At 52.3% G+C, this 20,877-nt stretch carries 21 protein-coding genes and 2 pseudogenes; 8 read left to right on the top strand and 15 right to left on the bottom strand.

What is annotated here, in order from left to right:
- Window positions 1-26: 26 nt before the first annotated feature.
- From nudI to RAHAQ2_RS10665, 4 genes are all read right to left on the bottom strand, one after another.
- Window positions 27-452 (bottom strand): nucleoside triphosphatase NudI, encoded by a 426-nt coding sequence (nudI, locus tag RAHAQ2_RS10680; protein WP_015697234.1) that lies wholly within the window; start codon window positions 450-452, stop codon window positions 27-29.
- Between the two features lie 140 nt (window positions 453-592).
- On the bottom strand, window positions 593-835 hold the full coding sequence (locus RAHAQ2_RS10675; RefSeq protein WP_015697233.1) for a YgdI/YgdR family lipoprotein: 243 nt from the start codon (window positions 833-835) through the stop codon (window positions 593-595).
- Window positions 836-867: 32 nt separating this feature from the next.
- The gene (locus RAHAQ2_RS10670; protein WP_015689902.1) at window positions 868-1,101 is read right to left on the bottom strand and encodes a YgdI/YgdR family lipoprotein; all 234 of its coding nucleotides are present in this window, start codon (window positions 1,099-1,101) and stop codon (window positions 868-870) included.
- 236 nt (window positions 1,102-1,337) lie between these two features.
- Window positions 1,338-2,279: a sulfotransferase family 2 domain-containing protein gene (locus RAHAQ2_RS10665; protein WP_015697232.1), complete on the bottom strand. Its 942-nt coding sequence runs from the start codon at window positions 2,277-2,279 to the stop codon at window positions 1,338-1,340.
- Between the two features lie 134 nt (window positions 2,280-2,413).
- Between RAHAQ2_RS10665 and RAHAQ2_RS26200 the strand changes: the two genes are divergently transcribed.
- On the top strand, window positions 2,414-2,620 hold the full coding sequence (locus RAHAQ2_RS26200; protein ID WP_072010215.1) for a transposase: 207 nt from the start codon (window positions 2,414-2,416) through the stop codon (window positions 2,618-2,620).
- 440 nt (window positions 2,621-3,060) lie between these two features.
- Here the strand turns inward: RAHAQ2_RS26200 and RAHAQ2_RS10660 are convergent, their stop codons facing one another.
- Both RAHAQ2_RS10660 and RAHAQ2_RS26195 read right to left on the bottom strand, forming a co-directional pair.
- Entirely contained in the window at window positions 3,061-3,375 is a 315-nt protein-coding gene (locus tag RAHAQ2_RS10660) for a DUF1493 family protein (RefSeq protein ID WP_015697231.1), read from the bottom strand.
- Window positions 3,375-3,566, bottom strand: a pseudogene (locus tag RAHAQ2_RS26195) (STM2901 family protein); the annotation flags it as partial. The gene RAHAQ2_RS10660 and the pseudogene RAHAQ2_RS26195, both read right to left, overlap by 1 nt.
- Before the next feature lie 24 nt (window positions 3,567-3,590).
- Between RAHAQ2_RS26195 and RAHAQ2_RS24910 the strand changes: the two are divergent.
- Window positions 3,591-3,842, top strand: a pseudogene (locus RAHAQ2_RS24910) (hypothetical protein); the annotation flags it as partial.
- Entirely contained in the window at window positions 3,832-4,767 is a 936-nt protein-coding gene (ttcA, locus tag RAHAQ2_RS10650) for a tRNA 2-thiocytidine(32) synthetase TtcA (RefSeq protein WP_015697230.1), read from the top strand. The pseudogene RAHAQ2_RS24910 and the gene ttcA, both read left to right, overlap by 11 nt.
- A gap of 59 nt (window positions 4,768-4,826) precedes the next feature.
- Here the strand turns inward: ttcA and RAHAQ2_RS10645 are convergent, their stop codons facing one another.
- From RAHAQ2_RS10645 to RAHAQ2_RS10635, 3 genes are all read right to left on the bottom strand, one after another.
- A complete protein-coding gene (locus RAHAQ2_RS10645) occupies window positions 4,827-5,504 on the bottom strand; it encodes a hypothetical protein (protein ID WP_015697229.1) in 678 nt (225 codons plus the stop codon).
- 283 nt (window positions 5,505-5,787) lie between these two features.
- On the bottom strand, window positions 5,788-6,771 hold the full coding sequence (zntB, locus tag RAHAQ2_RS10640) for a zinc transporter ZntB (RefSeq protein WP_015697228.1): 984 nt from the start codon (window positions 6,769-6,771) through the stop codon (window positions 5,788-5,790).
- Between the two features lie 79 nt (window positions 6,772-6,850).
- Entirely contained in the window at window positions 6,851-7,786 is a 936-nt protein-coding gene (locus tag RAHAQ2_RS10635; RefSeq protein ID WP_015697227.1) for a LysR family transcriptional regulator, read from the bottom strand.
- Window positions 7,787-7,898: 112 nt separating this feature from the next.
- Here RAHAQ2_RS10635 and RAHAQ2_RS10630 point away from each other — a divergent pair, with 112 nt between their 5' ends.
- Window positions 7,899-9,101, top strand: a complete 1,203-nt coding sequence (locus RAHAQ2_RS10630) for an MFS transporter (protein ID WP_015697226.1) — start codon at window positions 7,899-7,901, stop codon at window positions 9,099-9,101.
- Between the two features lie 64 nt (window positions 9,102-9,165).
- Here RAHAQ2_RS10630 and RAHAQ2_RS10625 read toward each other — a convergent pair whose 3' ends face one another.
- Window positions 9,166-10,722 carry an ABC transporter substrate-binding protein gene (locus RAHAQ2_RS10625; RefSeq protein WP_238532080.1) on the bottom strand — a complete coding sequence of 519 codons (1,557 nt, stop codon included), beginning with the start codon at window positions 10,720-10,722 and terminating at the stop codon, window positions 9,166-9,168.
- Between the two features lie 223 nt (window positions 10,723-10,945).
- Complete coding sequence (gene ycjG, locus RAHAQ2_RS10620; RefSeq protein WP_015697224.1) at window positions 10,946-11,923, bottom strand: L-Ala-D/L-Glu epimerase; 978 nt, start codon at window positions 11,921-11,923, stop codon at window positions 10,946-10,948.
- 136 nt (window positions 11,924-12,059) lie between these two features.
- On the opposite strand from ycjG, the gene tpx reads away from it, so the two are divergent.
- Complete coding sequence (gene tpx, locus RAHAQ2_RS10615) at window positions 12,060-12,563, top strand: thiol peroxidase (protein ID WP_015697223.1); 504 nt, start codon at window positions 12,060-12,062, stop codon at window positions 12,561-12,563.
- An 84-nt stretch (window positions 12,564-12,647) separates the two neighbouring features.
- Here tpx and tyrR read toward each other — a convergent pair whose 3' ends face one another.
- The gene (gene tyrR, locus RAHAQ2_RS10610) at window positions 12,648-14,222 is read right to left on the bottom strand and encodes a transcriptional regulator TyrR (RefSeq protein ID WP_015697222.1); all 1,575 of its coding nucleotides are present in this window, start codon (window positions 14,220-14,222) and stop codon (window positions 12,648-12,650) included.
- Between the two features lie 255 nt (window positions 14,223-14,477).
- Here tyrR and xthA point away from each other — a divergent pair, with 255 nt between their 5' ends.
- The gene (gene xthA / locus RAHAQ2_RS10605; RefSeq protein ID WP_015697221.1) at window positions 14,478-15,287 is read left to right on the top strand and encodes an exodeoxyribonuclease III; all 810 of its coding nucleotides are present in this window, start codon (window positions 14,478-14,480) and stop codon (window positions 15,285-15,287) included.
- Window positions 15,287-15,688, top strand: coding sequence for a pyrimidine (deoxy)nucleoside triphosphate diphosphatase (locus tag RAHAQ2_RS10600; RefSeq protein WP_015697220.1), 402 nt, complete (start codon window positions 15,287-15,289; stop codon window positions 15,686-15,688). Before xthA ends, RAHAQ2_RS10600 begins: the two co-directional genes overlap by 1 nt.
- A gap of 86 nt (window positions 15,689-15,774) precedes the next feature.
- Here RAHAQ2_RS10600 and RAHAQ2_RS10595 read toward each other — a convergent pair whose 3' ends face one another.
- The 3 genes from RAHAQ2_RS10595 to RAHAQ2_RS10585 form a co-directional block, all read right to left on the bottom strand.
- Window positions 15,775-16,089 carry a DUF1496 domain-containing protein gene (locus RAHAQ2_RS10595; RefSeq protein WP_015697219.1) on the bottom strand — a complete coding sequence of 105 codons (315 nt, stop codon included), beginning with the start codon at window positions 16,087-16,089 and terminating at the stop codon, window positions 15,775-15,777.
- On the bottom strand, window positions 16,082-18,025 hold the full coding sequence (locus RAHAQ2_RS10590) for a DNA topoisomerase III (protein ID WP_015697218.1): 1,944 nt from the start codon (window positions 18,023-18,025) through the stop codon (window positions 16,082-16,084). The genes RAHAQ2_RS10595 and RAHAQ2_RS10590 overlap by 8 nt, the downstream gene beginning before the upstream one ends.
- A 223-nt stretch (window positions 18,026-18,248) precedes the next feature.
- Window positions 18,249-18,800 carry an NAD(P)H nitroreductase gene (locus tag RAHAQ2_RS10585; protein WP_015697217.1) on the bottom strand — a complete coding sequence of 184 codons (552 nt, stop codon included), beginning with the start codon at window positions 18,798-18,800 and terminating at the stop codon, window positions 18,249-18,251.
- Window positions 18,801-18,979: 179 nt separating this feature from the next.
- Here RAHAQ2_RS10585 and sppA point away from each other — a divergent pair, with 179 nt between their 5' ends.
- Window positions 18,980-20,833 carry a signal peptide peptidase SppA gene (gene sppA / locus RAHAQ2_RS10580; protein WP_015697216.1) on the top strand — a complete coding sequence of 618 codons (1,854 nt, stop codon included), beginning with the start codon at window positions 18,980-18,982 and terminating at the stop codon, window positions 20,831-20,833.
- Window positions 20,834-20,877 lie beyond the last annotated feature (44 nt).

The following is a 20,877-nucleotide window of genomic DNA, read 5'->3' as shown; positions in this document are numbered from 1 at the left end:
TTCCGGCGTAAGCCCTGCGTTTTTATTTACATCAACCCGCGCTGTTTTAACGTCATGCGCGTAGCTTCGTTCAGATCGTACTTCGCCAAATCTTCTTTCCGCACCCAGGCATAGCTTTCAAATTCATCGTTCAGGGTGATCGTCGCATTCTTCGCCTGACAATGGAAAATCAGGTAAATCATGTAGATTTCTTCTTTGCGCCCATCCGGATAAGTTTTGGTACGGATATCATCGCGGAAAGTCCACGGCGTGATATCCGTCAGTTCCAGCGCCTCACCGAGTTCTTCGCGCACTTCGCGCAGCAAAGCCTGGCCGATGGTTTCCCCCGGTTCCACGCCGCCGCCTGACAACGCCCACTGGCCGGGAAAGACGCCTCGACCGGACGGCATTTTACACAGCAGATACGTTCCTTCATGTTCAATTAACGGGCAGACAATCGTTCTCTGGCGCATGCTCACCTTCACGGGTTATGGAGAATTCTCAGAAAAGAGAAAATAGCATAAGTGGATAAACAGCTCGCCGGGTTCGGATCATAAAAAACCCGCTTTAGCAGCGGGTTTTAATAGCAAACAAAAAAGATTACGCACCGGATTTACTTCGGAAGTTCTGTTACCTGTTTCACTTCATTTTTGCTGATTTGCTGTTTTACACCATTGGCGTCGGTATATTCCAGCAGACCTGAATCCGCTTCTTTCGGTTTACCGTCGCTGATGATGGTTCGCGCATCATTGGTCTGAATAGCATAACTCGTGCGGGTACAGCCAGACAGCGCTGCCACACACAGGATAGCGGCTAAAGGTAAAAGCATTTTTTGATTCAATAAAGTCCTGTTCATCATTCTCTCCTTCATTATAATTTCCGGATAAATCAGTTATCCAGTTCACTCATATTTTTAACCTGGTCGCGGTTAATCTGCTCGGTTTTACCCGTCTCGGCATTTTTGTAAGACACCAGACCGGTATCGTCATCTACCTGAGGTTTACCGTCCGTGACGATGGTTTTTCCGTCCGTGGTTTTAATCGCCTGATTAGACGCGCAACCTGCGACAAAAAGAATGGATACAGCGGCAAGTGAGGCGGCAATAAGGTTTTTCCTGTTCATACTTCTCTCCTGAAAGGGATTCTGATTTAACAATGCGTTCAGTAAGCATAGTTAGCATTTCAGCCTGTTCATTGAGAAACATCTGTATTTGCCCCCGTACCTTCATAACAGGTGTGTTAAAAATATCTAAATAATAGTCTTAGGGGGGGTGATCTGGAAGGGAGGAGAGTCCAGGGATGGATGGATGGGTGCGTGCGCACCCAAACAAAGTGCATGCTGCTTGTTTCTTTGAATCTCTATTCTTTTTTTGAAGATTCCGTAACTGCATCCTGATAAAGCTTAACATCCATCCAATATCTATCATTAATGAATCTTCTCGTATCATCGTTCACAGCAACATTTTCTGGTTTTAAGGATGCAGAATGGGTATTCATATGCTTTATTTTGAATGGTTTACCAGACCTGTTTTCAATTAGCTCCTCCAAAATATTTAATTTCTCTATGGGTATGAATTTATTAATATTAAAGTTACTTATGAACGTATGCTGAGGCGCAAAATGCAAATCTATCTCATGATTTGGAACACAAGAAATATATTTCATAAGTTCAATAAAGTTAATTTCCTCACTCAATCCTCTTTCGAAAAAATTCCATATTAATTTCGTATTCCTTCTTATTATTTCATCTCTAACCGATTGAACTACCAAGTGATTATAAGCACTTATGAGACGTTTAAATGGATCTCTTACTACAGCAACACGCAGATATTCAGGCGAACTCAAAGCTTCATGAATGACACGAGGTGGCAAGTCTTTTATTAAAATCCCAGTATCATTCTCTTCAATGGCTGCATGAAACTTATGCTCTTCATCACCACATTTCAGAATCTGATTGTCTTTAATTGGCAGTTCTTTCCAATCGATTCCCCTGAAACTTAAAAATGCCTCCGTTATCGATGTGTGTGCATTTTTAGCTATTGGTACAAAAATAATTTTCGCCTCGGGTAAAATGCAAATTTTCCTACCTATCTCAACTCGAGGGTACATTAATATGTTTTTATTTTTTTTGTACTCTTCCGAATTGAATAAATCATACTCCAGATCTTTCAGCGAATTAGAAGATCCCTTATAAATAGACATCCCCTGGGGATCTGCTTCGCGTTGGAGATAATAGTTGTATGCAAAAGAAATTTCACTCTCATTCATGCTCAATACCCCATAAAAATCATAAACATCCATACTTATATCATTTTTTCATTTTCTTTTGTAGTCCCTGATCATAACAACCGGAACACACGGCCGATTCTTTCCGGTCAAATAGAAAAGTTTAACGACATGCTGGAAAAATTGCCCGAAAAGATCCTGTCTGTCAGATGTTACAATCAGTCTCTGGTGTAGGTGTTCTGACCGCATTGAGTTTTAAAACATCAATTGATCATCCTGCGTGTTTCAGGCGTGTGAATGATGCTGGGGCTTTTCCAGGATTAACCCCCAGAACATATCAATCCGGTGAGGTGGACAGGAATGGAGGGATATCAAAGCAGGGTAACAGAATGACACATATGCATGCCGGATGCTGACGGCGGGAACACACCCGCCTTTTACCATCGGCACCTGGAGCATGAAAGCGACCCACCGGTATGCTGAACAAGAAACTCGCGTTGCATGTTTTTCCTGCAGCGCCACCAGGCGAATCGAACATCAAAAAATGTCATATAGTCAATTAGTTAATAAAAAAGCGTAATACAACCTCAACAAACAGCATGCCGATTCCTAATCCTCTGATTTTACTATAATTATCTTGTTTTTTAATTAGTTGAAGAAAAACCCGACTCCCTGATCTACCACAGCCCTTTATTTTGCCCCTAAAAACGAGCTTTGAAATCATGGCAACTCACCAATACTAAATCTCTAAAAATCTGAACTTTTATTCATTCGTAAATAACGACGGCAACATTATTTTTGCTGATCCGTGGAACGACCGCCAAACCGCGTAACTACAAAAGGGGCGTTGCGCCCCTTAATCGTAAAGCCATCTGCCAGCCCTGGCAGACTCAATGATCATGTCCACCGTAAGCGGCTTAAACTTGCGGTCGCGCCATTCTTTCCTGAGCTTAAACTGCCACCAGGCAAACTCAGGCATGAAATAATCATCAATATTAAAATTGTCATACTTGATGTGGTATCGGGTGAACAAGTCTAAAAGCATCTCTTCTAGTTCTTCAGGTACAAAATAAAAATGTTCTCTAAAAGTCCAGTCTTTGCTAGCTGGCTTTTTCCGGTCACTATAATTTTCAGTGATATACGCGAGAATTTCATTTTCATCAATTGCCATCAGAAGTACGTCCACGCTATACGGTGCTCAGGTCTGGCGATAAGGTTGTATTTATTGCGAGTGTCTTTCGACACAAGAGTCATCATTATGACAGCCTGAGCGTAACCCAGATACGGAACGGCACGACCAACAACGGCCCCAAAATCTAAACTGCATTTATACGAGTATTGAAGGAGTGAAGGGATTCTAAGGAAACGGCTCCTGATGCGTTAAACGCTGACATTTCACGGCGTAATCCGTATTATACGCGCCACACTTACGCCTGCTGGTTATTATCCGCTGGCGCAACCCCATCATTCATCGTGAACCAGATGGGGCATGAAAATGCCCGGATGGTTTACGAAATTTACGGCGCCTGGATGGAAGACATGAACAGCGAGCAGATAGAGATGCTAAACTCGCACAATGATCGCCATGCCCCTCTGGTGCCCCTTTTTGAGTTAGAGTTATTAATAAATGTCAGATAATCAACCAGTTAATAAAAAAGATCAGTACAACCTCAATAAATTGCAAAAGCGTCTGCGTCGGGACGTAGGGAAAGCGATTGCTGACTTCGGTATGATCGAAGAAGGTGATCGCATTATGGTGTGCCTCTCCGGCGGGAAAGACAGCTACACCATGCTGGAAATTTTGCGCAATCTGCAGCAAAGCGCGCCGGTGAATTTCTCACTGGTGGCGGTCAATCTTGACCAGAAACAACCGGGTTTCCCGGCGCACATCCTGCCTGAGTATTTAGAAACGCTGGGTGTGGAATACAAGATTGTCACCGAAGATACCTATTCCATCGTTAAGGATAAAATTCCGGAAGGCAAAACCACCTGTTCACTCTGTTCACGTCTGCGCCGCGGCATTTTGTACCGCACCGCGACAGAACTGGGTTGTACCAAGATTGCCCTCGGCCATCACCGCGATGATATTTTGCAGACGCTGTTCCTCAATATGTTCTACGGCGGCAAGCTGAAAGGGATGCCACCAAAACTGATGAGCGACGACGGTAAACACATCGTGATCCGTCCGCTGGCGTACTGCCGCGAGAAAGATATCGAACGTTTTGCGATTGCACGCGAATATCCGATTATCCCGTGTAACCTTTGCGGTTCGCAGCCGAACCTGCAACGTCAGGTCATCGGCGACATGCTGAAAGACTGGGATAAAAAATACCCGGGTCGAATCGAAACCATGTTCAGCGCCATGCAAAATGTGGTGCCTTCACATCTGAACGACATGAGTCTGTTCGATTTTAAAGGAATCCGTCATGGCGACGCCGTAGTCGACGGTGGAGATCTGGCGTTTGACCGTGAAGATATTCCGCTGCAGCCTGCTGGCTGGCAGCCGGAAGAAGATGAATTGGCGGCGCCGGTTGAACGACTGAAGGTGCTGGAAATTAAATAGTCTCCGGCGCCGCGTTCGTTGTGAATCTTATAGCCCGCGCAATGCGGGCTTTTTGTTTCTCAGGCTAATGTGAACGTCTCAGTCCAGTTGTAATTCGTCATGACCAGTTTCACCGGCAAACTCAGCGAGCCAAAGTCTTTCTGCTGGTTTTCATGGAACCAGACACGCAGCGATTCAGGCAGATATTGCGCGCTGTAACGCAGCAAGGTGCTGTGCCAGAAGACTTGCGGGATTTCCGTGTCAGGAAATCGCTCTCTGATCTTCGCTGCCCACGGCGTATTCAGCAGATGTTCCACCAGCGCCTGCCTCACCCGCAAACTTTCCGCGTCCGGAAATCCAGCCAGCAGAAGTTGATCCGGTAAAGCCACCAGCCGCAGATCGCTGATCTGCATAACATGGCCCCGGCAATATTGTTCGAAGATGCTGATCAGATCCGCGAGACCTTTCGCGTCTTCTGGTTTTTCATACAGCGCCTGCGTGATGGCGAAAAAGGTGAAATGCATTCCGTTAACCCGCGCCACATCGGCCAGCGGATCCCCCTGCGCAGCCGTGGCTAAGTCTGCCAGCAGCCCCGCCATCGAGGGCCCTGCGCGATTACCGCTGGTAATGGCCAGCCGCGTCGGGTGATAAAAAGGTTCGGCGCGGATTTCGCCCGTGTCGCGGTGAGTATTCCAGATATCGGATGTTTTAACGGTCGTATTTTCATACGCCTGATGAATCATTTCCCGGTTATGCAAAGCGATCTCCTGTTATGTCGAAAATAAGACAGGCAAGCAAAAATGCCTGTACAGGCCTTCCGCAGGGGAGAAACCTTAAAAAAGATTGAGCGAAATCAACATTAGAATGGCTGAATCGGTGCAGTATCTATTCCGCAGGTGAATGCAACGTCAAGCGATGGGCGTTGTGCTCCATATTGTCTTATTTCCAAATTTTTAGAATTAATGCATAGCACAATTTAATTCGAACGACGCCGGTCTTATGACCGGCTTTTTTTTGCTGTTTTTCAGTAAGTTAATGGTTCTACAACCAACGGCTTTTCTTCATCCACAGCGCGACACCACCGCCCAGCGCCACCAGACAGGCACAGAAAATCGCGAAACCAAACGGCGACGCATTGCCAGGAATACCCCCCAGATTGACACCAAACAGACCGGTCAGGAAGGTCGCAGGCAGAAAGACCATCGCCAGCAGCGACATGGTGTAAGTGCGGCGGTTCAGTGAATCAGCCATCAGTGAACTGATTTCATCGGAGAGCACGGCAGTACGCGCAATGCTGGCATCCAGATCGTCCAGCCCGCGCCCTAAACGATCAGAAATTTCCTGCATCAGACGGCGGTCATCGTCATTCATCCACGGCAGGCGTTCGCTGGCGAGGCGCGAGAACACATCACGCTGCGGCGCCATATAGCGGCGTAAAACGATAAGCTGTTTGCGCAGCAACGCCATCGCGCCCCGCTCCGGCACCTGCTGCTCCATCAAATCATCTTCAATATCGATAATTTTATCGTGCAGGTCTTCGATGAAACTACTGGTGTGATCGGTCAGCGCATCGCAAATTTCCACCAGCCAGCGTCCGGTATTCTTCGGCCCGCTGCCTTGTTTCATATCCCCGATCATCTCTTCCATGGAAAATACTTTCCGGTGCCGTGTGGAAACAATCATTTTATCAGTGAGATAGACGCGAATGGTGACCAGCTGATCGGGCCGCGCATCAGCATTAAGATTGATGCTGCGCAAGGTGATCAGCGTGCCCTCACCAACACGCATAACTTTCGGACGGACGCTGTCACCGGCCAGCGCCTCGCGCACGGTATCCGGCAGCACCGGCGTGCTGTTGATCCACTCTTCGCTGGCGGGAAGCGTGTAATCGAGATGCAGCCAGCAGGGTTTATCTTCACTGGCGACACAGTGCGGACTGATGTCGTTCACGCCACCCTGTCCGTCCATCTGGAAAGCATAAACGGCATCTGAAACCTGTAGTTCTTTTCCCTTAATGACTTCCACGACGTTCCTCGCTTTTTCTTCGTTATCTGTTTTAAGTTTAGCGTTAAGTCTCTGAGTTTCGCGATAGAGTCAGGTGTTTCTACCCGCCAGGTGCCTGCATTTCGGCCAGTTCAGGCATCACGCTGCGCATCATTTCGAGAAATTTTCGCAAACGCGCCGGATAATAACTGGAATACGGATAGACCAGATAAACCGGCAGCGGCAAGGCGTTCCAGCCGGGTAATACGCGCTGCAAACGCCCTTCGGCGATGTCTTCTTTGACAATCCACGCGGACACAATGCCCGCTCCTAATCCCGACAACGCGGCCTTACGCATGGCGTATAAACTGTCAGTCGCCATACGCGGCGCGATGCTGCAACTTTCCATTCTGCCGTCATTGTCATGTTTAAGCGTGAATTCGTTGCGGTAATACGTGCTGAAAGAAATCCACGGTAATTGCGACAGCTCGCTGACCTGGCTAACCGGATGCCGTTGCAACAGTTGCGGCGTCGCCACCACAATACGCGGCACCTCGGCCAGCAAGATGGCGACCAGCGACGGATCGGCAACATTGCCCACCTGAATGGCGCAGTCGATATCTTCGGAAATGAAGTCCGGCGTGCGGTCATTGAGCATCCAGTCCACGGAGAGATTCGGATAGCGCTGCAAATAACGGGTCAGCGGCGCGATCAGCTGGTCCTGCCCGAACGCATGCGGCGCACGCACCCGCAGGATCCCCACCGGTTCATCACCTGCACCGCTTAGCTGATCTTCCAGCGAGACCCAGCGTTCGAGCAATAATTTTGCCTGCTCATAACACCGCTGGCCGTCGTCGGTCAGCTTCATCGCGTGGGTGGTGCGCAGAATAAGTTTCGCACCCAGCAGGCGCTCGAGTGACTGCAAACGGCGGCTGACGGTCGGCTGGCTGGTGCTCAGTTGCGCCGCAGCCGCAGACAAACTGCCGCTTTCCACAATACGCACAAAGGTTTGCATCAGGTCGATGCGGTCAATACCGCTGGTGACGGGTGTGTTCATACGCCTCACGTATAACAGTTTTACCTTTATGCAGGCTACCACTTATAACCATTCAGGTGAAGAATGCATTCACGCACTTGCAGCGACAAACTTATCATTCAGGGGTCACGTTATGTCAGAACTTACCAGCACGTCCAAAGTTGAGGGATCCGCCCTGTCGGGCAAAATCATTTTTACACTGGCCGCCGGTGCGGGGTTAAGCGTCGCCTCGATTTATTACAGTCAGCCGATGCTCGGCATTATGGGCGGTAATCTGCAAGCCAGCACCACGTCCGTTGGTCTGATCCCGACGCTCACTCAGGCCGGTTATGCATTGGGGATCTTGTTTCTCATTCCGCTGGGCGATCGCCATGACCGCCGCACCATTATCCTGCTGAAAAGCATTTTGCTGGCCGCTGCGTTACTGCTGTGTGGTTTTGTACCGGGTATTCACGGCTTGCTGGTCGCCAGCCTGATCACCGGTATCGGCGCAACCATGGCGCAGGATATCGTGCCCGCCTCGGCGCATCTTGCCCCAGCCGCGCAACGGGGGAAAACGGTGGGCACCGTGATGACCGGGCTTCTGGTCGGGATTTTACTTTCCCGCGTACTCAGTGGCTTTGTGGCCGGGTATTTTGGCTGGCGGGTGATGTATCAGCTGGCGGCGCTGAGCGTCGCGCTGATTGGCGTGGCGTTGTGGCGCGTTCTGCCGCGTTTCACACCGGACACACGCATCAGCTATGCCAGCCTGCTGCATTCGATGTTTGGCCTGTGGAAAAACTATAAGACGCTGCGTCATGCGGCGCTGGCTCAGGGTTTACTGTCCGTGGCGTTCAGCGCCTTCTGGTCAACGCTGGCGATTATGCTCAACGAGCAGTTTCATCTGGGCAGCGCGGTAGCCGGGGCATTTGGTCTGGCGGGGGCAGCCGGTGCACTGGCGGCACCGCTGGCCGGTGCGTTAGCTGATAAGAAAGGTCCGGCGCGTGTGACTCAGATAGGATCAGCGCTGGTGATGATTTCTTTTGCGGCGATGTTCCTGTTACCGCTGTTGTCACCGCACGCTCAGCTGGCGCTGATTGTACTGAGCGCCATCGGTTTTGACTTAGGTATTCAGGCTACGCTGGTAGCACATCAGACGCTGGTTTATGGTCTTGAACCGGCGGCCCGTGGTCGTCTGAACGCCCTGCTGTTCACCGTCGTCTTTATCGGCATGTCAGCCGGTGCGGCGCTGGGCAGTAAAGCGCTGGCAACCGGTGGCTGGACAGGTGTGGTAGCGCTGGCAACGATTGCGGCAGGTGCGGCACTTTTGCTGCGTCTGTACAGCCGTAAAAGCTGAAGGATGGGATAAAAAATAAGCGCCCGCGGCTATTCGCTGCGGGCGCTTTTTTATGTCAGTCAGATCAGTGTTTCAGAATATACATTTCCTGACTGTAAGCGACGTCTTCCGGATTATTAATCGGGTAGCCTTTTACCCAGGGTTTGATCAGCCGGCCGTTGGTGTACTGATAAATCGGCGCAATGGGTGCCTGCCCGGTAATAATCTGCTCCGCTTTGTTGTAGTCATTGTTGCGGCGCGCTTCGCTGGTTTCACGGCTGGCGTCACTGATCACTTTGTCGTATTCCGCGTTACTGAATTTGCTGATGTTGCCGTTATGTGTGGAAGTCAGCAGCGACAGGAAGGTCGACGCTTCGTTGTAATCGCCAACCCAGGAGGCGCGGATCACATCGAAATTACCGGTGTTGCGGCTGTCGATGTACGTCTTCCATTCCTGATTGACCAGCTTCACATCGGCACCCAGCGTCTTTTTCCACATCGAGGCCACCGCGATAGCAATCTTCTGATGGCTTTCCGAGGTGTTATACAGCAGCGTCAGGTGCAGCGGTTTAGACGGGCCGTAACCTGCCGCCGCCAGCAGGCTTTTCGCCTGTGCGTTCAGTTCTTCCTGCGAATATTGTTGTAACTCACTTTCAGCCGGTTTGAACCCATTCGTCACATCCGGCGTGAAGCGCCACGCCGGTTTTTCGCCGGTACCCAGCACTTTTTCAGCGATGATTTTGCGGTCGATACTCAGGGAAAGGGCCTGACGCACGCGGGCGTCGTCAGTCGGCGCACGGCGGGTATTGAAGGCGTAATAATAAGTGCCGAGCTGATACGGCGTATAAACCTGCCCCGGAAGATCACGCAGTAACTTTTTATACTGGTCTTTCGGAAAGGATTCGGTGATATCGATATCATTGGCCAGATAACGTTTCGTGGCGTTGGACTCTTTGTTGATCGGCACGAAGGTGACGTTGGTCAGCACCGTATGGGCGTGATCCCAGTAATGAGGATTGGGCTCCAGGACCAGTTTTTCATTCACCACGCGGTCTTTCAGCACATACGCGCCGTTACCCACCAGATTGCCCGGTTTGGTCCAGTCATCACCGTATTTTTCAACGGTGGCTTTATGTACCGGGAACAGGCTGAAATTCGCCAGCAGGCTGACGAAATAAGGCACCGGCTTATCCAGCGTAACGCGTAACAGCGTCGGGCTGACGGCGGTCACGCCCAGTTTATCCACCGGCATTTTCCCGGCGATGATCGCATCAGCATTAGCAATGCCGGCCAGCCCTGCAAACCATGCACCGGTTGATGACCCTTTCGGATCCACCAGACGTTGCCAGCTGTAAACAAAATCCTGCGCCGTGACCGGATCGCCATTCGACCACTTAGCGTCTTTTCGTAACGTGAACAGGAACACCTGATTGTTCTGGTTTTGCCAGCTTTCCGCCACGCCCGGAATACTTTTCCCGGTGGCGTCCTGATTCACCAGCCCTTCAAACAGATCACGTGCCACCTGCGCTTCCGGCAGGCCGACCACTTTCGCCGGATCCAGCGAGGCGGGTTCGTCTTTAATGTGACGGACAATTTCCTGTTTCGCGGCAAGCTGAGTACCGGCGGGAACCTGAGCGGCCATGGCCTGACCGGCAGTCAGTGCCACCAGCGCAGCGCATGCGGAATACGATAAAAGCGGAAATGAATTTCCCTGCGGCATAAATTCTCCTGAACTGACAAAGGGCTACGCCCTGAAACATTCACGAGTTTTATCATTATCGGTAATAATCCCCTATAAGAAATCGTTACAGATTTGCCTTCGCGCACAAAACCGCCGGGTTTGATGAATAAAAAGCCGGATGAAATCAGTCCGAACCGGCAACATCGATGCCGCCGCAGTGGAACTTCAGCCCGGGTTCGACATCCTGCGCCAGCCAGGTCGGGCCATCAAGATCGATAAACTTCGCACCTGCCGTCAGGGGTAACGCGGCGCGAACGGCCCGCGAAGTACACAACATACAACCGAGCATAATCTCAAAACCCTGTTCACGCGCGGCTTCAGCCAGCAGCAGCGCGCCGGTCAGACCGCCGGTTTTATCCAGTTTAATGTTCACCATGTCATAGCGGTTTTTCAGCGCCGGTAAGCCTTCCACCGTATGACAGCTTTCATCAGCACAAACCGGCAGCGGGTGGATAAAGTTTTCCAGCGCCGAATCTTCCCCGGCGGGCAGCGGCTGTTCGAGCATCAGAATGCCCAGATCAGCCAGCAACTGACAGCGCGCCGCCAGCCCGTCGCTTTGCCAGGCTTCATTGGCATCGACAATCAGCGAAGCATTTGGCACGGCGGCACGGACAGCCACCAGCCGCTCGGCAATCAGCCGGTCATCCAGTTTGATTTTCAGCAGCGTCGCCCCCTTTTGCTGCAGGGCCAGCGCCGCTTCGGCCATCGTTTCCGGCGAACCGATACTCACGGTCTGCGCCATGCTGACGGAGGGCAGCGGTTCAGTAGCGGTCAGCTGCCATAAATTCAGGCCACTCGTCTGGGATTGAAGGTTCCACAACGCACAGTCCAGCGCATTACGGGCAGCGCCCGCCGGGAGTAAATGTTGCAGTTTTTCGCGGCTGGCACCCTGCTCGATGGCAGTAACCGCACTGGCGATTTGCGCCATTACCGAGGTTTCACTCTCGTCATAACGCGGGTACGGCGTGCATTCCCCGACGCCGCGAATGCCGTTTTCTTCAATTTCGACCACCACCACGCGTGCTTCAGTGCGGCTGCCACGGGAGATAACAAACGGCGTATGCAGCGGCCAGGCTTGCGGATAAAAGCGAACACTTCTCATAGCGTCTCCAGTCGTGAAATGCGCCCTGCGGGATACAATCAATACATACAAGTTATTAACAAATAATCTATATCCAACATAGCATTGTTCCCCTAAACTGAAAGCCGTTTGACTCAAATGGAAATAGGAAATAATCATGACCCAGACAGTACACTTTCAAAGCAACCCGGTTAGCGTTGCAGGCAAAATCCCTCAGAAAGGCGATGTAGCAAGGCCTTTCACCCTGGTCGCCAAAGATCTTTCTGATGTCAGCCTGAGCAGCTTCGCGGGCAAGCGTAAAGTCCTGAACATTTTCCCAAGCATCGATACCGGCGTTTGCGCCACGTCTGTGCGTAAATTCAATCAGCTGGCGGGCGAAATCGACAACACCGTGGTGCTGTGCATTTCCGCTGACCTGCCATTCGCCCAGTCGCGTTTCTGCGGCGCGGAAGGTCTGTCTAACGTGGTCACCCTGTCCACCCTGCGTGGCGGTGATTTCAAATCTGAATACGGCGTGGGCATCACCGACGGCGCATTGTCTGGTCTGACCGCCCGTGCGGTGGTGGTTCTGGATGGTCAGGACAACGTTTTGTACAGCGAACTGGTGAATGAAATCACCACTGAACCTGACTATGAATCTGCGCTGGCTGTGCTGAAGTAATTCCCGCTTTCACAGATCACAGATGAAAAAAAAGCAACGGCGTAATCCGTTGCTTTTTTTCAGGCGCTATTTTCCGACAACAAATTACTCTTCGATGTTGCCCGTTTCTCCGCGACGGCTGCTGAGTCCGTATTCACGCAGTTTATTGGCGATGGCCGTATGTGATACGCCCAGACGTTTCGCCAGTTTACGCGTACTCGGATAAGTGCGGTAAAGCCGGGTCAGGACGGAACGTTCGAAACGTTTACTGATATCGTCAAGCGAACCGTTTAGTGCTTCCTCACCCATCGTGACTTCCGCGTCAAAGTCCGGCAGAACGATGTCCTGCGGGCGTAGCTCTCCGCCTTCCAGTTGCGTCAGTGCACGATAAATGGCGTTTTTCAACTGGCGGACATTACCCGGCCAGCCGTAATGCGTCAGGTAATTCGCCAGCTGTGAAGACAGTTTCGGACGCGGCATTCCCTGTTCATCAGAGAAACGTGCCACGAACAACTCGGTCAGCGGCATCACATCCGCAGGCCGGTCGCGCAGCGGCGGCAGCGTCAGGCTCAGCACGTTCAGGCGGTAATACAAGTCTTCACGGAATTCGCCACGCTGCACCAGTTCCACCAGATTTTTCTGCGTGGCGCACATCACGCGAACGTCAACTTTCACTTCATGCTCTTCGCCCACACGGCGGAACGTGCCGTCATTGAGGAAGCGCAGCAGTTTGATCTGCATTCTCGGCGACATTTCACCGATTTCATCAAGCAGCACAGAGCCGCCGTTAGCCTGTTCAAAGAAGCCTTTCTTGCCTTCCAGCGCATTCGGATAGGCACCGGCCGCGTAGCCAAACAGCTCGCTTTCCACCACGTCATCCGGCAGCGATGCACAATTAAGGCCAAGGAACGGTTTTTTGCCGCGTGCGCTGCGCAGATGGCAGGCGTGCGCCAGTAAATCTTTGCCGGTGCCGGTATCACCGACAATCAGCAGCGGCGCGTCCAGCATGGCGAGTTTGCGCGCCTGATCCAAAACATGACGCATTTTGGTGCTGACCGCGACGATGTGGTCAAACTCGCTGTCGTCATTAACGGTCAGATCCTGCAACTGACGTCCCATACGGGCCGCCGATTTGAGCATGACGACAGCACCGGCAATTCCGCCTTTTTCGTCTTCGTCATCCACGTGGATCGGTGTCAGATCCATCAGGAAATCCTGGCTGCGGATCACAATACGTTCGGTGTGCGGCTGGGCGTTTTCGCTTTCCAGCCAGCGCGTGACGTTGTAACCGGTGATCAGGTTTGCCGCCGTCACATTGCGGATTTTGTCTTCATCGAGTTCAAACAATGCCATCGCGGCCGGGTTGGCCTGCTCGACCTTGCCTTTCATATCAATGGAAAAAACCGGTTCCGGCATGGAAACCAGCAAAGCACGCAGCGCACGATGCTCCCGCTCAGAAGGCATGAACGACACGGTGCGGACATCCGTCACACCCTCAATGCGGCGGATTTCAGCCATCAGGGCGCGAAAAGTATCAAAATCCAGTTGGGAAAAATTCAGGTAAATGCGGCCAATCGAGGCAATCTCGATACCGCGTAAATCAATACTGCGTAAAACCAGTAAATCGAGGAGTTCACGGGTGAGACCCAGGCGGTCTTCGCAAAAAACTTCCAGACGCATCAGTGTTGACCTTTTTCTGCCGGTGCGGAAATCGCTGCAGGCATAATACTCTTTCATGTACAGCGGAAGAAGAGACTGTCACGAAAAGTTGACAAAATAATTCTCTGGAAGACATCCGGTTGCCATGAGGATCCGGTATGCATTTTGCTGGCACCGTGTTTTCTGCTGGCAGAACCGGGCATATGCCGGTTTCGCCCTGCCGCCTTTTTCTGCTACTATCGTCCTTCTGATTTCATCGCCAAATGGTTCCCGACTATGAAGTTCGTCTCCTTTAATATCAACGGATTGCGCGCCCGCCCGCATCAGCTTGCGGCAATAATCGAACAGCACCAGCCTGACGTTATTGGTTTACAGGAAACCAAGGTGCATGACGATATGTTCCCGCTGGAAGAAGTCAGTCAGCACGGTTATCACGTGTTTTATCACGGACAAAAAGGCCATTACGGCGTTGCCATGCTGACCCGGCAAGAACCCGTCGCTGTACGCCGTGGTTTCCCCGGTGATGGTGAAGAATCTCAGCGCCGCATCATCATGACCGATATTGAAACCCCGCAAGGCATTCTGACGGTGATCAATGGTTACTTCCCGCAGGGTGAAAGCCGCGACCATCCGACCAAATTTCCGGCCAAAGAGAAGTTTTACCGCGATTTGCAGGATTACCTGAGTACCAGTTTGTCGGTAAATAATCCGGTGGTGGTGATGGGCGATGTCAATATCAGCCCGACCGATCTGGACATTGGTATCGGCGAAGACAGCCGTAAACGCTGGCTGCGCACGGGTAAATGTTCATTCCTGCCGGAAGAACGTGAGTGGATGGATCGCCTGAAAGGCTGGGGGCTGGTTGACACCTTCCGTGCGGCGAACCCGGACACTGCCGATAAATTCTCGTGGTTTGATTACCGCTCACGTGGCTTCGATGAAAACCGTGGCCTGCGTATCGATCTGATCATGGCGAGCACGCCGCTGGCCGCGCGTTGCACCGCCACCGGCATTGATTACGATATCCGTGGAATGGAAAAGCCGTCTGATCATGCGCCAATCTGGGCAACGTTCGACCTGAAATAATGACCATCAAAACGATTGAGGTGGTCGCCGCCCTGATTGAGCGTGAAGGCAAATTGCTGCTCGCCCGCCGGGATGCGTCCGGCGACCAGCCCGGTTTGTGGGAATTCCCCGGCGGAAAAGTGGAAGTCGGGGAAAGTCAGCCTGCCGCATTAGTGCGCGAGTTGCAGGAAGAAATGAGCATCACTGCCACGGTGGAAGATTTCATCGCTACCAGCGTTGTGCAACAGTCTGAACGGTTAATTCGTTTGCATGGCTGGCGGGTGTGCGGGTTTAGCGGTGAGATTAGGTTACAGTGTCACTCTGAAATCTGTTGGGTAACGCCGGACGAGGTACTGTCGTTTGAACTGGCACCGGCGGATATTCCGCTTATTGAAGCGTACCTGGCGAAATTTGCCGCCTAGCAGCCAGGGCCGACAACCCGGCAAATAAAAAGGCGCGGACTGTTGCCAGTCACGCGCCTTTTCTTTATCTGAATAGTGAGACTGTGTTATTTCTTCAACACTTCCCATTTCAGTTCGTTGGTGCCCACCACATTCGGGTCGCGTGAACATTGCAACACCACGCTGTCGGCGGTGACCACGGCCCCTTCGCTATAACTCTGGTTGTTGTAGATACAACAATTATGGCAGGTCGGCGCACTGTTATTGTTATTGCCGCTGTTCTCCCAGATTTGCGGCGGCAATGGCACTACAACGTCCGCACCGTTACCGATATTGCTGCGGTTCGCCATCGCCGGAGCCGCCAGTAACCCGGAACTGACCAGCGTTGCCATCAGCACGCTACGGATAAAGACATTATTCATCACTGTTTGCTTCCTTCCCTTTGGTGCTCGCCTTGCGACGTTTAGGGGCGCTTTTGCCTTTCGCCGCCGCCGGTTTGGAAGGCAGACTGCGGAATGCCGAAGACACCCGGTTCGTTTTGGCCTGCATGATGAGATTCTGCAACGTCGCCACCAGCGGTTGCATGAAATCCTGATAACGGCAGCTCTTTTCACTGATACGCGTCAGCGTGGATTCCCAGTCGGCGGTCATATCCGGGCGGGCAGCGATGTCCGGCAGCGAGTGGATCAGCGCGCGGCCGGTATCGCTGGAATGAATATAGCGCCCTTTCTTGTACAAAAATTCGCGGCGGAACAGCAGCTCGATAATTCCGGCACGCGTCGCTTCCGTACCCAGTCCGTCCGTCGCACGCAGGATTTTTTTCAGTTCTTTATCCTGCACAAAACGCGCAATCCCGGTCATGGCGGAAAGCAATGTAGCATCGGTAAAAGGCCGCGGCGGCTGCGTCTGGCGTTCAACCACTTCGCCGCGCTCGCACAACAGTTCGTCACCTTTGGCGACCACAGGCAGCGGTGTGCCTTCGTTTTCCTCGTCGCGTTCTTTACTGCCCAGCAATGTGCGCCATCCCGCCTCAGCCAGAAAACGTGCTTTGGCGATAAATTTACCGCCCGCAATATCCAGGTCGATGACGCATTTGCGATAAACCGCATCCGGGCAGAACTGCATCAGATACTGACGCGCCACCAGGCCATAAATTTTGCGTTCGTCGTCGCTCAGGTTGACGTTGCTGCTGCGCGCCGTCGGAATGATCGCATGGTGCGCATCGACCTTTTTGTCATCCCAGCAACGGTTACGCAAGTCGGTATCCACCGCCGGTTGCGGCATCAGATCAGGCCGGTGAACACCGATGGCGTTCAGCACAGCGTGACGGCCGGCAAAATGCTCTTCTGGCAGATATCGGCAATCCGAACGCGGATACGTAATCAATTTGTGCGTTTCGTACAATTTCTGGCAGATATCGAGGATCTGCTGGGCGCTCAGGCCAAAGGCTTTCGAGCCTTCAATCTGCAAGGTGGACAGCGAAAACGGCAACGGCGCAATGTCATTCTCACGCTTGTCATTATAGCCGGTGACCATCGCCGGTTGTCCGGCAATGCGCGCCACGACGTGATCGGCCAGCGGCCGGTGCAGCAAACGCCCTTCTTCATCCTGATATGGCTCGCAGGAATCACTTGGCTGCCACAGCGCCACAAAACGCTCTTCGGCAGGCGTCACGATATGCGCTTTCACTTCAAAGAAATCTTTCGGCACGAAGTTTTCAATATCTTCGTCGCGGCGTACCACCAGTCCGAGAACCGGCGTCTGTACACGTCCGACCGAGAGCACACCGTTGTAACCGGCGTTGCGCCCCAGAATGGTGTAGGCGCGGGTCATGTTGATGCCGTAAAGCCAGTCGGCGCGGGCACGGGCCAGTGCCGAAACGCACAGCGGAATAAAGTCACGGTTGTCGCGCAGACGCTCAATGGCGCGTTCGACGGCCTGCGGATTGAGATCGTTAATCAGGCAGCGCTGGGTAGCCTGACGTTTTTCCGGCGTCAGTTCGAGGTAATCCAGCACTTCATCCACCAGCAATTGCCCTTCGCGATCAGGGTCACCGGCGTGGACGACCTGCGAGGCTTCGAGCAATAAACGCTTAATGACGTTGAGTTGTTTGGCGACGGAAGAACGCGGCTGAAGCTGCCACTTTTCAGGAATGATCGGCAAATCAGCCAGTGACCAGCGCGCAAATCGGCTGTCGTAGGCATCGGGCTGTGCCTGTTCGAGTAAGTGGCCGACGCACCAGGTCACCACCTGATCGTTACCACAGGCAATATAGCCATCGCCCCGGCGATGAGGTTTAGGCAGGACATCCGCAATCGCGCGGGCAAGGCTGGGTTTTTCGGCAATGAACAGACGCATCAACAGGCACCTGTTTGCGGTGTAATCACGACAAAGATTTCCATTATCCCACCCTTCATTTCACTACGTCCTCATCATGCAGAGTGGCTATGTTAGCCGCTGGCGGCGTAATTAGTAAGATGGTTAAAAGGATCCGCGACGGCGGTCGCTCATTTAGGCAGCAAAAAACCGGTTTAATCGGAAAAGGCCGATCAAAACCGGTTAATAAGCGAGCGGTATGATTTTACAGATGCGTGACGAATGGCGTGCTGTCGGCGGGGATTACCTGCAAACTGGCTTTCAGCTGAGGCGTGCCGAGATACAGGAAGCCAACGATTTTATCGCTGTCTCCGCATTTGAATGCCTTACGGACGTCCGGATGATCGGTCCACGCGCCGGTACGCCAGATGCCGTTAAAACCCTGCGCCAGTGCGGCCATCTGCATGGCATGCACCGCGCAACCGGCAGAAAGCATCTGTTCCCACTGCGGCACTTTCGGGCTTTCTTTGCAGGCGGCAATCACGGTGATAATTTGCGGGGCGCGCAAGGGTGCCTGGGTGGCTTTCTCAATGGCTTTTTCATCGGCGCCGTCTTTGATGGCCGCCGCACGCAGCACTTCACTGAAGCGGGTCAGACCGTCGTTTTCAGCAATCACAAAACGCCAGGGCTGTAACGCGCCGTGATCCGGGGCCCGCATACCGGCATGGATGATGTTTTGCAGCGCTTCCCCCGCCGGTGCCGGAGCAGCCAGGCGTGAAGCGGAACGGCGGTTAAGTAATAAGTCCAAAGCGTCCATCATGTTCTCCTGAGAATAATGGCTATTGGGATTACGTTAACATAAGCGTAACGCCTTTTTCCAACGGTCAACTGGCTTTCGGATAATGCATCACTGCCAAACTCTGACATGATTTAAAGCTGACATTTTTCCGGCGGGTCATTAGGATAGCGGGACTTATCTGTCTTGTTGGAGAGACCATGCGCACATTGTGGCGAATTATCGCCGGTTTTTTTAAGTGGACCTGGCGTCTTCTTAATTTCGTCAGAGAATTTATTCTCAACGTATTTCTTATTCTGATCATTCTGGCCGGTGTTGGCATCTGGTATGCCGTGCAGGACAAACCGGTTGAAACCACCAAAGGCGCACTGCTGGTTGACCTGAGCGGATCGGTGGTCGATAAGCCATCAGTGAATAATAAAGTCCGCCAGTGGGGCCGTGAATTGCTGGGCACCTCAAGCAGCCGTTTGCAGGAAAACTCGCTGTTTGATCTCGTCGACAGTATTCGCGCGGCAAAAGATGACAAAAACGTCACCGGGATTGTGTTGCAGCTGACCGATTTCACCGGCACGGATCAGTCATCGATGCAATATATCGGTAAAGCGCTGCGTGAATTCCGCGATGCAGGCAAACCGGTTTACGCCATCGGCGACAGCTATGACCAGTCACAATATTATCTGGCCAGCTATGCCAACAAAATTTACCTGTCGCCACAGGGCGCGGTCGACCTTCACGGTTTTGCGACCAACAATCTGTATTACAAATCGCTGCTGGATAAGCTGAAAGTCACTACCAATATCTTCCGCGTCGGGACGTATAAATCTGCCGTTGAGCCATTGATTCGTGATGATATGTCTCCCGCCGCCCGTGAGGCAGACGGCCGCTGGATTGGCGGATTGTGGACCAACTATCTCAACACCGTGTCAGCCAACCGTCAGATAACGCCTGAACAACTGTTCCCGGGTGCGGCAGGTGTGCTGGCCGGTATGCAGGCCACCGGCGGTGATATGGCGCAATATGCGCTGAAAGCCAAACTGGTGGATGTGCTGGCCTCACGCACCGACGCCGAAAACGATATGGTGAAGGCTTTTGGCTGGAATAAAGACACCAAAGACTTTAACTACACGAGCATCTACGATTATTCACCGAAACCAAAACCGGACAATAACGAACCGCAAATCGCGGTGATCTTTGCGACCGGTGCGATTAACGACGGTGAAGAACAACCGGGCGCAGTCGGTGGCGACACCACGGCACAGCAAATTCGCGATGCACGTCTGGATCCGAAAGTGAAAGCGATTGTCTTGCGCGTTAACAGCCCCGGCGGCAGCGTCAGTGCTTCTGAAGTGATCCGTTCCGAACTGGCTGCTGCGAAAGCCGCAGGTAAACCGGTTGTAGTCTCGATGGGCGGTATGGCGGCATCCGGCGGTTACTGGATTTCAACGCCAGCAAATTACATCATCGCCAGCCCGAGCACCCTCACCGGCTCCATCGGTATCTTTGGTGTGATCAATACCTACCAGAACACGCTCGATTACGCGGGTGTGCATACCGATGGCGTGGCAACGTCACCGCTGGCAGATATTGCGTCCACCAAAGCGCTGCCGCCGGAATTTTCGCAGATGATGCAGCTCAATATTGAGAATGGTTATAAAACTTTCCTTGGTCTGGTTGCCGATTCCCGCCACAAAACACCTGAGCAGATCGATCAGATTGCTCAGGGCCACGTGTGGATCGGTTCAGATGCCAAAGCCAATGGCCTGATCGATGAACTGGGTGATTTTGATGATGCTGTGAAGAAAGCCGCTGATCTGGCGAAACTGCCAAAATGGCAACTGAACTGGTATGTCAGCGAACCAAGCCTGAGCGACCTGGTTTTCTCGCAGGTCAGCGCATCGGTCCACGCCATGTTACCGGCGGCGATCCAGGCGTATCTGCCTGCGCCTGTCAGCAAAATGGCCATAGAGCTGAAATCCCAGGCTGACCTATTCAGCAACATGAACGACCCGCAAAACCGTTACGCACTTTGTCTGACCTGTGGTGACGTGAAGTAACGTTCCGTTTTGGGATAAAGATCCACCGGATTGCACAGCCCGAC

The sequence above is a fragment of the Rahnella aquatilis CIP 78.65 = ATCC 33071 genome (assembly GCF_000241955.1).
GTDB lineage: Bacteria > Pseudomonadota > Gammaproteobacteria > Enterobacterales > Enterobacteriaceae > Rahnella > Rahnella aquatilis.
The sequence above is the reverse complement of the archived record's forward strand: the minus strand, read 5'-3'. Positions and strand labels throughout refer to the sequence as shown.